At 48.5% G+C, this 13,818-nt stretch carries 14 protein-coding genes; all 14 read right to left on the reverse strand.

Annotation, left to right across the window (positions count from 1 at the left end; translation table 11 throughout):
* Positions 1–2 precede the first annotated feature (2 nt).
* Positions 3–1,424 carry a SpoIIE family protein phosphatase gene (locus FNY66_RS03210; protein WP_150310266.1) on the reverse strand — a complete coding sequence of 474 codons (1,422 nt, stop codon included), beginning with the start codon at positions 1,422–1,424 and terminating at the stop codon, positions 3–5.
* Between the two features lie 163 nt (positions 1,425–1,587).
* Positions 1,588–1,929: an FtsB family cell division protein gene (locus tag FNY66_RS03215; RefSeq protein ID WP_087152211.1), complete on the reverse strand. Its 342-nt coding sequence runs from the start codon at positions 1,927–1,929 to the stop codon at positions 1,588–1,590.
* A 51-nt stretch (positions 1,930–1,980) separates the two neighbouring features.
* Complete coding sequence (gene yabQ, locus FNY66_RS03220; protein ID WP_087152212.1) at positions 1,981–2,313, reverse strand: spore cortex biosynthesis protein YabQ; 333 nt, start codon at positions 2,311–2,313, stop codon at positions 1,981–1,983.
* Between the two features lie 9 nt (positions 2,314–2,322).
* Positions 2,323–2,607, reverse strand: coding sequence for a sporulation protein YabP (gene yabP, locus FNY66_RS03225; RefSeq protein WP_087152213.1), 285 nt, complete (start codon positions 2,605–2,607; stop codon positions 2,323–2,325).
* Between the two features lie 55 nt (positions 2,608–2,662).
* A complete protein-coding gene (locus FNY66_RS03230) occupies positions 2,663–2,902 on the reverse strand; it encodes an RNA-binding S4 domain-containing protein (RefSeq protein ID WP_150310267.1) in 240 nt (79 codons plus the stop codon).
* A 90-nt stretch (positions 2,903–2,992) separates the two neighbouring features.
* Positions 2,993–3,265, reverse strand: a complete 273-nt coding sequence (locus FNY66_RS03235) for an HU family DNA-binding protein (RefSeq protein WP_087152215.1) — start codon at positions 3,263–3,265, stop codon at positions 2,993–2,995.
* A gap of 159 nt (positions 3,266–3,424) precedes the next feature.
* Positions 3,425–5,107 (reverse strand): phospho-sugar mutase, encoded by a 1,683-nt coding sequence (locus FNY66_RS03240; RefSeq protein ID WP_150310268.1) that lies wholly within the window; start codon positions 5,105–5,107, stop codon positions 3,425–3,427.
* Between the two features lie 103 nt (positions 5,108–5,210).
* Positions 5,211–6,221, reverse strand: coding sequence for a CotS family spore coat protein (locus FNY66_RS03245; RefSeq protein WP_150310269.1), 1,011 nt, complete (start codon positions 6,219–6,221; stop codon positions 5,211–5,213).
* Between the two features lie 65 nt (positions 6,222–6,286).
* Positions 6,287–7,621, reverse strand: coding sequence for a CCA tRNA nucleotidyltransferase (locus FNY66_RS03250; RefSeq protein ID WP_087152222.1), 1,335 nt, complete (start codon positions 7,619–7,621; stop codon positions 6,287–6,289).
* Between the two features lie 57 nt (positions 7,622–7,678).
* Positions 7,679–9,238: an ATP-binding protein gene (locus FNY66_RS03255; RefSeq protein WP_150310270.1), complete on the reverse strand. Its 1,560-nt coding sequence runs from the start codon at positions 9,236–9,238 to the stop codon at positions 7,679–7,681.
* 10 nt (positions 9,239–9,248) lie between these two features.
* Positions 9,249–10,301 (reverse strand): metallophosphoesterase family protein, encoded by a 1,053-nt coding sequence (locus tag FNY66_RS03260; RefSeq protein WP_150310271.1) that lies wholly within the window; start codon positions 10,299–10,301, stop codon positions 9,249–9,251.
* A gap of 191 nt (positions 10,302–10,492) precedes the next feature.
* Positions 10,493–11,884 carry an asparagine--tRNA ligase gene (gene asnS / locus FNY66_RS03265; protein ID WP_150310272.1) on the reverse strand — a complete coding sequence of 464 codons (1,392 nt, stop codon included), beginning with the start codon at positions 11,882–11,884 and terminating at the stop codon, positions 10,493–10,495.
* A gap of 85 nt (positions 11,885–11,969) precedes the next feature.
* Positions 11,970–12,563, reverse strand: a complete 594-nt coding sequence (locus tag FNY66_RS03270) for a hypothetical protein (protein WP_150310273.1) — start codon at positions 12,561–12,563, stop codon at positions 11,970–11,972.
* A gap of 94 nt (positions 12,564–12,657) precedes the next feature.
* Positions 12,658–13,818 (reverse strand): LPXTG cell wall anchor domain-containing protein (locus FNY66_RS03275; RefSeq protein ID WP_150310274.1); only part of this gene is annotated, 1,161 nt, incomplete at its 5' end.

Raw genomic sequence — 13,818 nt, forward strand, 5'->3', positions numbered from 1 at the left:
AACTAATTCATTTCCAATTGTAAAGAGCCGTCCCGCCATATTCCCACCGCCATCACGGTCATGTCATCTGCCGGCTCTTTTCCCGTCCACGCCAGCACCTGTTCAAGGACGTGATGCGCCATTTCTTTCGGGTTGGCAATCTCGCTGCCCTGTATGATCGTCTCCAGCAGGATGTCCTGCTCTCCTACCGGCAGTGCGTCCAGCACGCCGTCTGTCACCATGATTACAAAATCCCCGTCCTCAAGCTGCCGTTTTACCGAGTCGATCTCTATATGGTTCATCACACCGATTGGAAGGCTTGTAGAACTCAGATGTTCAACACTGTCCTTCTTCTTGATAAAAGTAGAAGACGCCCCCGCTTTGATAACCTCGCACTCACCGGAATACAGATCGAACACTGTCATATCCACTGTGGAATAATGAATCTCCTCCCGCCCGATGACAAGAGTAGTGTTGATCATCTGGATTGCTGTTTTCTCAGGAAACCCCGCACTTAAAAGCTCCTCGAGAAGCTCTATGACCAGTGTGCTCTCCCTGCATGCTGTCTCCCCTGATCCCATTCCGTCCGAGAGAGCCACTGCATATTTTCCACCCGGCATCTCCATAAGAGCAAAGTTATCCCCGGATATCCGGTCACAGTCTTTCCCGATCCTCGCCGTACCGTGCATAATATAGAAAGACGGTCCTTCCACACACACAACCGTCATGTATTCACTCCCTATCATCCGGGCACTGTCCCCCGGGAGAATGAATTTTCTTCCTACACATTCCGAAACAGCACTCACTACTTCCTTAACTGTTACTTTCTGTTTCCTGATACTTCTGACCGTAACGTGGATCTCATATTTCCCCTCTCCGTTCATAAAGAAATATGTATACAGCACGCGGAGTCCTTTTTTCTTCAGCACAGCCGTTATCCTTTTCTCAAGCCTCTCGTCCGTAAAAATGCTGTTTTCAAGCTCTCTGGTCGTATTTTCGATCATATCGGCAAATGTATCCATCTGTATTGCACAGCTTTCCCTGCTGCGGGCGATCCGGTTCACCCATATGATATTTTGTCTCGCATCATGAAATCCCGCCAGCATCTCCCGTAAAAAACGCGGCGCCATAATGCAGCGCTGCATGAGTTTCCGCTTCACTTCTGTATTAAGTTCATTCCCGTACTGGTCTACAGCGGAAAGGAGCTCATACCCCATCTGATATGTATGTACGAAATTTTCTCCCCAGCACCAGCCGCATTTTTCGCATTTGCCGCACACTTTCTCTCTCACCCGGGTGAACATCTCTTCTATCTCCTCATTTGAAAATGCCTTTTTCTTCTCCTCAAGCCCCAGGAAAGTCCTCGAGAGCTGTTTCAGAGAATGGGCATATTTTTCTATCTGTTCCACATAGGGGCTTCCGTGGAGCACCGGTCCCTCATTCATGGCCTATCTCCTTTCTGATTCTCCCGCCTGCTGCCCGGATACCTCTGATATATGTCCCCGTCTGAGCAGGCAGTCTCTGTCAAACAAAAACTCCGGGAGGATTCTCCCGGAGTTTTCATTTGTATATTTTCTTTTTACTATTCGATTTTACCTGACCGTCTCATTAATTTGACGGCTTAAATATAATCTCGTCCGGATCGACCAGCCCCAGCTTGTCCTCTGCGGTATCTTTAATATAGTCGTCCGTCTTGACGTATTCTTCAAATTCATCGATCTCTTCCGACCGCTGCTGTTCTTCCTTAATCTGCGCCTGCAGTTCTTCTTCCTGAGCCTTATAGCTGTCATTCTTAGCCTGCAGTCTCATGGAACCAACTGCAAGAGCCCCGCCAAGGAACGCAAGCACCATACAGATCATCAGTATGCTCCGCTTATAATGCCTGAGCCTCGCATTATTCTTTCTGCCCTGCCGACGTCCCGCTGCCTGTTGTCGTCTTGTCTTACTCATCCATACTCACCCATCTTATCAAATATTTTTACACCCCAATATAAAAATATTTTATCTGGTTTTTTTATACTTTTCAAGACTTTTCTTGACCTTTGCATAAATTTTACCGCACAGACGAAAAACAAGATATGCTGTTCCCGCTCCGCACAGTATGCCAAGCATAAAAAACCAGCGGATACTTCCATAAGTAGTATCATACATTCGCCGAAATATGTAGACGCTTGCCACAACCCAGAATATTACATCTTCTATGCCGACCGCAATCAGTCTGTGCGGTATCAGCTTTCTGAAACATACAAGAGCATAATATGCGCACAGCACAGAGACGCCTGCCAGCCCCGCATACAGAAAGACACTCCCCTCTGTTCCGATTCCCAGTATCATACACCGCTCCTACTTAAAGAGTTTTGACAGGAAGTTTTCCCCCTGCTTCCCTGTCGGCGCAGCGCTGGAATATGCGATACTGTCGATATTCCCCGACAGATCGACTTCACCTTTTTCCACGCTCAGCCTGTTTACATGAAGATCCGTCCCTTTTACCATCAGCATGCCCTGTTCTGTCTCCAGCAGGATCTCGTTTAGATCGAAAGACAGGACATCAAGAACGCCTGTCACCATACTTGTTTTTCTGTTATTCACCACGAGCTTGTGTGATTTTGCAATACGCTGTTCTTCCATCCGCGCTCCCTCCCACTCTGTTTTTAAATATATGAGAGGTTGTTCGGAATTATTCCTATAAGTATTTGAAGAGATCAGCCGCCTCATCTTTCTTTGTCGTATCCTTGAGTTCCAGCACTTCAACTCTCACATTGCGTGTGCCGAACTGAATCTCGATCACATCTCCCGGTTTCACCTGTGCGGACGCTTTGGCCGGTTTGTCATTTACCATGACACGCCCTGCATCGCACGCCTCGTTTGCAACTGTCCGTCTCTTGATCAGTCTTGATACCTTCAAAAATTTGTCTAAACGCATTTTTCTTCCTTTCTGTCAAAAAGGCACTTACAATGTTCTCCCATCGTAAGTGCCTGTACTTTTATTACTCACTCTATAGTTAATCTGAGATTAGTTGATAGCATCTTTTAAAGCTTTTCCTGCTTTGAATTTCGGAGCCTTGCATGCTGCGATCTTCATTGTCTTACCTGTCTGCGGATTTCTTCCCTCTCTTGCAGCTCTCTTGCTTACTTCAAATGTTCCGAATCCTACAAGCTGAACCTTATCATCGTTTTTAAGCTGCTCTGTAACTACATCAACAAAAGCTTTTAATGCTTTCTCAGAATCTTTCTTGGAAATCTCTGCTTTCTCTGCAATAGCTGCGATCAATTCTGTTTTGTTCATGGATAAATTCCTCCTCTTTATTGTACATACATACAATTTCTATTCTAATTTATTAAAGAGGAAAACGCCCAAACGTCCGCATTTTCCACCTTTATGTATTGTTATACCGGTTTACCTGGGCTTTGTCAAGAAGTTTCACCGTTTTTTGCGGCAAACCTTCTATGCCATGACCGGTTTGAGTGCTTCAGCGAGTTTTTCTTTCTCTTTCTCGGCTTCAGCGAGGTCTTTACCCAATGTTGTGTAGTAGATCTTGATCTTTGGTTCTGTTCCTGAAGGACGTACGATAACCGTCTCATTATTCTCCAGCTTGTAAATCAGTACATTAGCTGCCGGAAGGCCTGTCTCTTCCGGTTTCTGATAATCTGTCACGGAAGTAACCTTATATCCCGCGATCTCTGTCAGCGGATTCTCTCTTAAGCCCTGCATGATACCGGACATCTTGTCCATTCCGCTCAGGCCCGGGAACTCGAAGCTGTCCACCTTGTTCAGATAGCGGCCGTATTCTGCGTAAATCTCTTCCATTCTCTGTTTCAGGGAACTTCCGATACTTCTGTAGTAAGCTGCCATCTCACAGATCAGCATAGAGCCGATGACAGCGTCTTTGTCACGCACATACGGTCCTGCAAGGTAGCCGTAGCTCTCCTCAAATCCGAAGATAAAGCGGTCTACCTCTCCGGCTTCCTCGAGCTGTGCGATCTGATCTCCGATCCATTTGAAACCGGTCAGGACACTGCGCAGTTCTACGCCGTATTTCTCAGCCACTGCATCGGCAAGCGGGGTGGACACGATAGATTTTACTGCCACCGGATTCTCCGGCATCGTGCCTTTCTCGATGCGCCCTGCACAGATGTAATCAAGAAGCAGTACGCCGACTTCATTTCCGCTTACCAGCTCATAAGATCCGTCCGGGCATTTCATAGCGATACCGACGCGGTCAGCGTCCGGATCTGTCGCAAGCATCAGGTCGGCGCCTGTCTCTTTTGCAAGATTAAGCCCCTGCTCAAGAGCTGCAAAAATCTCCGGATTCGGATAACTGCAGGTTGTAAAATAACCGTTCGGATACTCCTGATCCGGAACGATCGTAATATCTGTCACGCCGATGTCTTTTAACACCTGTGTCACAGGAACAAGACCTGAACCATTCAATGGACTGTATACAAGCTTCAGCCCTGCTGTCTTACAGAGACCCGGACGTACCTGGCGGGATTCGATCGCGTCGTAGAGAGCTTTCTTGCAGTCATCGCCTACGAAGCGGATCAGACCTTCCTCAACCCCCTGTGCAAAAGACATGTATTTTGCGCCTGTCAGCACGTCTGTCTTCTGGATTTCATCGTATACGATCGCCGCTGCATCGTCCGTCATCTGGCATCCGTCCGGTCCGTACGCCTTATATCCGTTATATTTTGCAGGATTGTGGGATGCTGTCACCATAACACCTGCATTGCAGTTATAATACCGTGTCGCAAATGAAAGCGCCGGCACCGGCATCAGTGCATCATAGATCCTTACCTTGATTCCGTTGGCAGCAAGTACACCTGCCGCTGTCTTAGCAAATACGTCGCTCTTCAAACGGCTGTCGTAGCTGATCGCAACTGTCTGTGTTCCGCCCTGAGTCTTCACCCAGTTAGCAAGTCCCTGTGTAGCCTGACGAACCACATAGATATTCATACGGTTCGTCCCTGCTCCGAGGACGCCGCGCAGCCCGGCTGTACCGAATTTCAGCGCTACCGCGAAACGCTCTTTAATCTCTTCATCATTTCCTTCGATTTTCGACAGTTCCGGTTTCAGATCCGGATCTTCCAGATCAGCTGCCATCCAGCGTTCATACTCTTTTTGATACATTTTTACCACTCCTACCATTTTTTGTGTTGATTTTTCATATAAAAATCACAATAAATCCAGTATTAATATACCATGTTTCCGCTGAAACAGCAACTGATCTTTACTATATCCTGATGGAAAAAATATTTTCCAGAAAAGCGTTTTTTTCCTCATTCTGCCGCACTGCAAGTTCCAGTTTTTCTACGTATTTCTGAGGAAGCCAGGCTTTATTGGAATGGTAATAGCTGCTCGCAGTCTTCCAGTATTTTTCAGGATAGGCCAGGCGGAGCCCTACGTACTCCCTCTCCATGGTACTCAGTTTCCTCGTCGTTTCATATACGTCGAGAATCTTCTGTCCAGTTTTTTGTTTCCATATATACTTTTCCATTATCTTTCTGAGAAAATAATATAAATCATGCGCCTGGATACCGATATGAAGATGTTCAAAATTCGTCACCGCCATATCTGTTTCTGTAACAAGGAGATTGTGATAATTATACTCCCCGTGTACCAGATATCCATGGTCAGTACTACTGTGGCAGAGTTCGCTGCATCCTGAATCCTGCATCCTCGACAGAACATTTTCCGCCAATTGATACATTTTATCAAAGCTGTCAAGGAACAGATACTCAAACTCATTCTTGGTCACCCGGCCCCGGATAAAACTCCGCACTTTCTTGAGTTCTCTGTTGTGCCGCCGAATCTCATCAATAGGATCCCTGCTTTTCAGGAGAGCCGGCGAAGAGGGATCCTGAACGCCGCAGGGAATCTTCTCCAGTTCCCGGTGCAGTACGGCAAGGCGTTCTGCTGCTTTAAGCAGTTCCCGTTCCTGACGCACATCACACTCTCTGCCCGGATACCACTTTTTCAGCATATATGTTTTTCCGTCCCGGGAGCTCACGACCAGTTCACCGTCCTTTGTATAGACGGGAGTGTCGACTTTAACATTCCCCTGATCTTCAATGGTACTGAGCACTGTATACAATAAGGGAGCGCGCCGCCCGGATATCTTCGTCTCTTTCAGCAGCATCGTTCCCTCATCTGTATCGCAAAAAAACGCACCCCTTATCTTTCGGGTGCCCTTCACTTCTATATCATAATGCTCCAATACTTCCAGTTCGTATTCTTCTCTCATGGCTGCCCCCTGTCACCGCGTATTCTGACTCTCTCTAATGTATGACGGGGACAGCCCGAGTATGATTACAAACCAAGTTTTTCTTTTACATAAGTACAGAGATTTTCCTTTGTGTTACGCTGAGGATCGTCGATCACATATTCCAGGAGCTCACTCAGCATACTGCCAAGCTCACGGCCCGGCCGCATCCCCAACTCCATCAGATCCCTGCCGCTCACGGCGAGCTGGCGCAGAGTGACGCACTCATCCTTTATCAGCGCCTCCTGATACAGTTCCCGTACAGCAATGATATTCTCGATCTTCTCTCTCCTACGGTACGGGCTCTGAGCCTTTGCATCCGCCATCCGGACCGCAAGGTAATACGGGAAAAGCTCCACACCGATCCGGTTCATGGCCCGGCGCACATTTTTCGGCGTAGCTTCCATCCGGTAATCATGGTAGCAGACAAGTCTGGTCACTTTCTTTACTGTATCATTGTCAAACTTCAGCCTGCGCATCACCTTTCTCGCGATCTCCTCGCTGACCAGGGCATGGCCCTTAAAATGATCTCTTCCATTTTCATCTGTCGTCCTGACAGCCGGTTTGCCCATGTCGTGAAAAAGCATGGTGAGCCGCAGGATCTTATCACGCTTTATATTTTTCATCGCACGAAGTGTATGCTGCGCCACATCGTATTTGTGATGGGGGGTATTCTGCTCTACTCCCACCATGGCGTCCCACTCAGGCAGGATCACCTTTGTGATACCCAGCTCATATGCATCCTGAATGCGCTCCGGGTGAGGCGATACGAGAAGCTTGACCAGTTCGGTCTGTATCCTCTCCGCACTGATATTTTTAAGCGTGGGAGCCAGCTCCCTGACAGCCCCTGCTGTCTTTGGCTCGATCGGGAAATTAAGCTGGGCGGAAAAACGCACCGCCCGCAGTATTCTCAGCGCATCTTCACCAAAGCGCTCTTTCGGTTCCCCAACACACCGGATTAAATGATGATTCAGATCCTGCATCCCGCCGAATACATCTACCAGACGTATCTCATCATTATATGCCATAGCATTGATCGTAAAGTCTCTTCTCCTCAGATCCTCCTCCAGCCGGTTAGTAAACCGCACCTCTTTCGGATGTCTGCTGTCCTCATAAGCACCGTCGATCCTGTAGGTCGTCACCTCGTAGCTGTCCTTTCCCAGAAGCACTGTAACCGTACCGTGCTCGATCCCGGTGTCTACAGTTCTGCGAAACAGCTTCTTGATCTCCTCCGGGCGGGCAGACGTAGTGATATCCCAGTCCTCCGGTCTTCTCGCCAGTATCGAATCGCGCACACAGCCTCCCACTGCGTACGCCTCGTACCCGTGGAGCTGCAGATTATTAATGATCATCAGCACTTTTCTGGGCAACTTTATCTTCATCTGAAACTCCTCTTTCCTAAATTTATCTTTCAATCAGCTTCCATAAAGCGGGAAGTTTTATTTTCCCTGCGCCGCATTAAGCATTCTCTCTTCTCTCTTATGACAGGTAAATATTATAACCTGCTTTTCCTGTCTGCTCAACCATTTTAATACAGATTCCAATCTTTTGTCATCATAAAACGCGAATACATCGTCAAGTATTATTGGAACAGGCTCCTCTGCCAGTGTCTCTGCCGCTGCCATCCTGACAGAGAAATAGATCTGCTCGATCGTCCCCCGGCTCAGACGCTCCACAGGAATACGTCTGACGCCGTCCCACACGGTAATGCCCTTTTGCCGGCTGATCTCAACAGAATGATATCTTCCGTCGGTCACAGCGGAAAATATCTCCGACGCCCTCCGGCTTACCCTGCGGTCCATACTCGCCCCGGTCACCCTCGCCGCCTTCTGCATCCTCTCTTCTGCGATTTCCAGCGCCCGGCACTGCTCTTCGAGGCGGAGCTGCTTTTCGCTCTTCCCCTGCTCTTCATATTGTTCCCGGATATTTCCGCATCTTAACTCTTTTTCTTTCCATTCAGATTGAAGCCGTTCCAGCTCCCAGCTCAATCTTCTTTGCGTGTCACTGTCAGCATTTTGAACGTCCGCTCTTTCTGCTGACGCTGACTGTGCCTCTGTCCTCGCCCGAAGCTTTATAATTCCCGCTGCGAACAGGATAAGACCGGCCAGCCCGGCTGCCCCTGTAATAAGCGCAAGCATTATCTCAGGCAATCCTCCTGGCATCCCCCGGCTTTGCAGCAGTCCCGCTGCTCCCATACATATCATGGCAAAACCGCCCACGGCCATAAGCGCTGCTTTCGTCCTGGAGGCTATTCCCGCCGGCCCGTGCGGCGCTGTGGACCGCTCTGTCTCTTCGCGGCTTTCCGCGTTCTCCAGGTCTTTCAGCTCTTTCTCCTTTTCCCTGTACTCCATGCGGAGCTGTCTGATATCCTCTTCCAGATACTTGATTTCCTGCGTGAGCTTCTCCTGTTCTGCTCCGTAGACCTCTGCTTCCCTTCGGAGCTCTCGCAAGGCCGCCCGCTTCTTCTCGCTCAGGCTCCGCAGGACGCCGCTCAGATCAAATTCTCCGCCGCCCGTCTCATAATAATTAGCAGCATAATTTGCCAGTGCGTCAGACAGTTCCTGTCCCGGCTCCGCTTTCATCTGTCCGATCGAGACCGTATTGTCAAAAAGCTCCGCAGTCATGCCGCCCAGCAGCACCTGCAGATCGCCGTGTTCTACCGACAATTCCTCCCCGTCGTTTTCACAGACGAGCGACGTATGTCTCGTATGGCGGGAGAAATCCCTCTCCAGCCTGAAGCTGCGTCCGCCACAGGTAAACCGCATAATCCCGGCATAATTGCCCGGATTATCCCACGGTTCATAGCGGCTGAAATCATCCTTCGCCGCCGCCCTGCCGCGCCCTCTCTCCATACCGAAAAGCATTGCTCTTATAAATGCATGCAGGGTTGTCTTTCCGAATTCATTCTCTCCGCTGATCACCTGAACGCCATCCCGCAGATAGAAGTGCTGCTCCGACAGCTTTCCAAAATTCCTGATATACAGTTCTGTTATTACCATTCCAACACCCTCACTGTCTGCTGTTAAGCAGAGCTTCTACACCCTCGCACAGAGCCTGATACTCTGTGCTTCCTTCCCGGCATCCCCTGAACTGTTCGATGTATCTCCCAAGAATCGTGTCCGCATTTTCGGTGTACAGCTTCTCAAAATCATAGGCAGGGCTCGTCTCATCCAGGATTTCTATTATATTCTGCCCGCCTTTCATACGTTCTGTATCAAGAGAAACATCGTGATCCCGCTTACCTCTCAAAATAATTTTGTAAATATTTTCATTGCTATATTCTTGTATTTGTTTCTCAATCTCCCGTTTGATACTTCCTGTTGTATCTTCGGGGCTTATTTGGATCCCGAGATGAATGTATTCTCTTGAAGCACACGGAATCCACTGAGTCCGGACTCCCGATGCTGTTATCTCGCCTTTTACATAGCCGTGCGGCCCTGTATCGTTCTTGTCCACAGGCTCCAGCGCTCCGGAATAAATGATCTGATCTTCCTTAAGGATCATAGGTTTGTGTATATGCCCCAACGCCACATACTCAAATCCCGCACACTCCATAGCGCGCCTGTCGAAAGGAATATGTTTCTCATCGCCCCCGTGTGCCAGAAGAATCTCAAACGGTTCCGCCCCCGCTGCTGTAAAACCGTCATACAGCGGCCGGGATATCTCTCTGCTGTGATAGCTCAGCCCGTACACGGCTGTCTTAAGCTCCGGGAAATCCACATACTGCGGTTTCTCACCAAAAAGAGGAAATACATTCTCACTCCACCGGAATGTGCGGTAATTGGAGTTTGTACCGACATAGTCATGATTTCCTGCGATAAGGACTACTTTTGTATGAGTCAGTTCAGAGAAGAGATAATCCACTTCTCTCAGTTCCCTGACCAGAGGCTGGCGGTGGAACAGATCCCCCGCGATCAATAAGAGATCTGACTGCTCATCCTCACAGACACGAATCACACGCTCAAAGGTCTCCCACAACTCCCGGGATCGTCCCCTGCTGTACAGCGGGCCCGCATCAGGCTGTGCTCCCAGATGCACATCCGCTATATGTATAAACTTCATCTTACTTTTCTCCCCTGTCTTTTACTGTTTTTTCGCTCTGGTGGTGAATACTGTAAACGAGAAAAAGGACAAGGGTGCACATGAATCAACAAAGCGATCCCCCTGCACCCTTGCCTGTTAAGTTAAAACAGTTCAGCCCGCATCATTCGCAAAGCCCGCTGCCATTCTCTATTTTCCCGCAATTCTGCTGTTTACAGTTCGCAGTTGTTCACCGTTCTCGGGAACGGAATCACATCACGGATATTGGACATGCCTGTCAGATACATCACGCACCTCTCGAATCCGAGTCCGAATCCTGCATGTCTCGTGGAACCATATTTCCTGAGATCAAGATAGAATCCGTAATCTTCCTCTTTCAGCCCCAGTTCTTTCATACGGTTCAGAAGCTTGTCGTAATCGTCTTCCCTCTGACTTCCGCCAATGATCTCTCCGATTCCCGGCACAAGACAGTCTACCGCTGCAACAGTCTTTCCATCATCATTCTGCTTCATATAGAAAGCCTTGATCTCCTTCGGATAATCTGTCACAAATACCGGACGTTTATAGATCTGCTCCGTAAGGTATCTCTCATGCTCAGTCTGAAGATCACAGCCCCATGAAACTTTGTACTCGAATTTGTCATTGTTCTTCTCGAGCAGTTCAATCGCCTCTGTGTATGTTATGCGCGCAAAATCAGAATTTGCCACATTGTGAAGCCTCTCCAGAAGTCCTTTGTCCACAAAAGAGTTGAAGAAGTTCATCTCCTCCGGCGCATTCTCCAGCACATAGCTGATGATATATTTGAGCATGTCCTCCGCCAGGTCCATATCATCTTCCAGATCTGCAAATGCGATCTCCGGCTCGATCATCCAGAACTCTGCAGCATGGCGCGTTGTATTGGAATTCTCCGCACGGAAGGTCGGTCCAAACGTATAGATGCTGCGGAAAGCCTGTGCATAAGTCTCGCCGTTCAGCTGTCCGCTCACCGTAAGGCTTGTCTCCTTACCGAAGAAATCCTTTGAATAATCTACAGTTCCGTCCTCATTCTTCGGTACATTCTCCATATCCATAGTCGTTACGCGGAACATCTCTCCCGCGCCCTCGCAGTCACTGCCTGTGATCAGCGGAGTGTGGACATATACAAATCCTCTCTCCTGGAAGAACTTGTGGATCGCATACGCCGCCAGAGAACGCACACGGAATACCGCCTGAAATGTATTTGTTCTCGGGCGCAGATGAGAAATCGTCCTCAGATACTCGAAACTGTGGCGTTTCTTCTGCAGCGGATAGTCCGGTGCGGAAGCTCCCTCGATCTGGACTTCATCTGCCTGGATCTCGAAGGGCTGCTTCGCCTGCGGAGTAGCTACAAGCGTACCGGTCACGATAATGGCCGCTCCTACATTTAATTTGGAAACTTCTGCAAAGTTCTCCATCTTGTCGTGGTATACGACCTGAAGCGCCTGGAAATAAGAACCGTCATTCACCACGATGAATCCGAATGTTTTGGAGTCACGGAGACTGCGGACCCAGCCGCCCACAGTAACCTTCTTATCAAGGTACTCGTCCCTGTTCTTAAATAACTCCCGAATCGTTGTAAGTTCCATATCAAAAAACTCCTTATCGCAATATTCAATCAATAGTATAACACCGCAAAACGCCCTCGTAAACAGGAGATTTCAGGGCAGTTCCTTAATTCTGCTCCAGATCTTCCCACTCGATTTTTCCTATCTCATATACTGCCGTAACGCCTTCATTATAACTTATTACAAGAATCATCTGGTAACTGCGTGTGAAAAACTCACCATTACGTGTTCCGCTGATACGTGTCTCACATCTGACTCTTCCCAGGTCTTTATTGTTATACCTCGTAACAGTAGCGCTTGCCACGGCGGTTTCTGTCAGGCTGATCGTTACTTCAGCGCCATCGCCGTAAAAGGACTCCCTGTCGCTTTTTATATTCTCCAGATCTTCCTCTGAGACAACACTCTCATATAACCCCTGGTCGATCAGATTTCTCGTCTCCTCATCAAGACTGCTGTCTACAAGGAGCGTATTACCGGCCCACTCATTCACGCCCTGAGTAATGTCGTCAATCTCTTCCTCTGTATACGACACGTCCGAATCCGGCAGGTTCTCATACAAGCTGCCATATGTTTCCGAATCAATAACCAGCGGCTTTACGCTTTCTTCTGTTGCTTCCTTTTCCTCACTGTCTCCGGAGCACCCTGCCAGACAGCAGCACATCAATACTCCTGCAATGATACAACTTATCCATCGTTTCATTTATTATTTCCTCCAAAAAAATATTGCCAAAAACGTACAGCTTTTGGCAATATTTTTTACATTATGTAATTATCCCTTGGGAGAATAGGACAAACTATTTGGTACGTTTTCTAGCCAGAACTCCGATAATAGCTGCAAGGCTTAATCCGCCTGCTGTAACAGGGATAACCGGTGATGTTGTATCGCCTGTCTGCGGTGCTCCGTCTTTCTTAGCCGGATTCTTGTCGTCTGCTTTATCTTTATCTGTATCATCTGCCTTAGTATCATCTTTTGCGTCATCTGTCACATCAGGATCCTCTGTTGTCGGATTTTCTGGATCTGTCGGGTCTTCCGGTGTTGTCGGATCTTCCGGATCTGTCGGATCTTCCGGATCTGTCGGGTCTTCCGGTGTTGTCGGATCTTCCGGATCTGTCGGATCTTCCGGTGTTGTCGGATCCTCCGGATCTGTCGGATCTTCCGGTGTTATCGGATCCTCCGGATCTGTCGGATCTTCCGGATCTGTCGGGTCTTCCGGTATTATCGGATCCTCCGGATCTGTCGGATCTTCCGGATCCTCTTCAGCAATCTTCTCAACGATCATTGCATATGCGCCTACTGTTCCATACGGAACCGGAACATCTGTAATCTGTGCAACCCCCTCTGCAAGCTGGTATCCCTCCGGAAGCTCGAATGCTTCACCAAGAGAAAATACATGTACCTCGTCCGGTGATCCCGGAACGCCTGCTTTCACTACTGCTTTGTCAACCACTTTGCCGCTAACATCTATAAATGTTACGAACAGAACTGTCTCTCTAAGTTTCAGAGTGATGTCGTAATGAGCGCCGTCCTCTACAAAGAAGTCGCCTGTTACGATCAGCTCATATCCTACAGGAAGATCAAGCTCGCTGTAATTTGCAATTCCGTCTCCGTCCTCGTCTACGAAATAATCTCCGCCGCCAAGGTTGTTGCCGTCTTCATCGAAGAATGTAACATTGATGAGCTTAGCCTCCGGAATCTTCTTCAGCTCGATTGTGTAGGACTGTCCTGCTGTTACAAAGAAGTCGCCTGTCTCGATCAGCTCATATCCTTCCGGAAGTGTAAGCTCGTTGTAGTTTGCAATTCCATCTCCGTCATAGTCTACAAAGTAGTCTCCACCGCCAAGGTTCTTGCCGCCTTCGCTCTTGAATACTACGTGGATGATAGCAGCACCTTCTCTGTTAAGAACGATGTCATAGTGCTCGCCTTCTTCTACGAAGAAATCACCTGTTACATTCAG

This window comes from Mediterraneibacter catenae, from assembly GCF_008691045.1.
Classification (GTDB): domain Bacteria; phylum Bacillota; class Clostridia; order Lachnospirales; family Lachnospiraceae; genus Mediterraneibacter; species Mediterraneibacter ornithocaccae.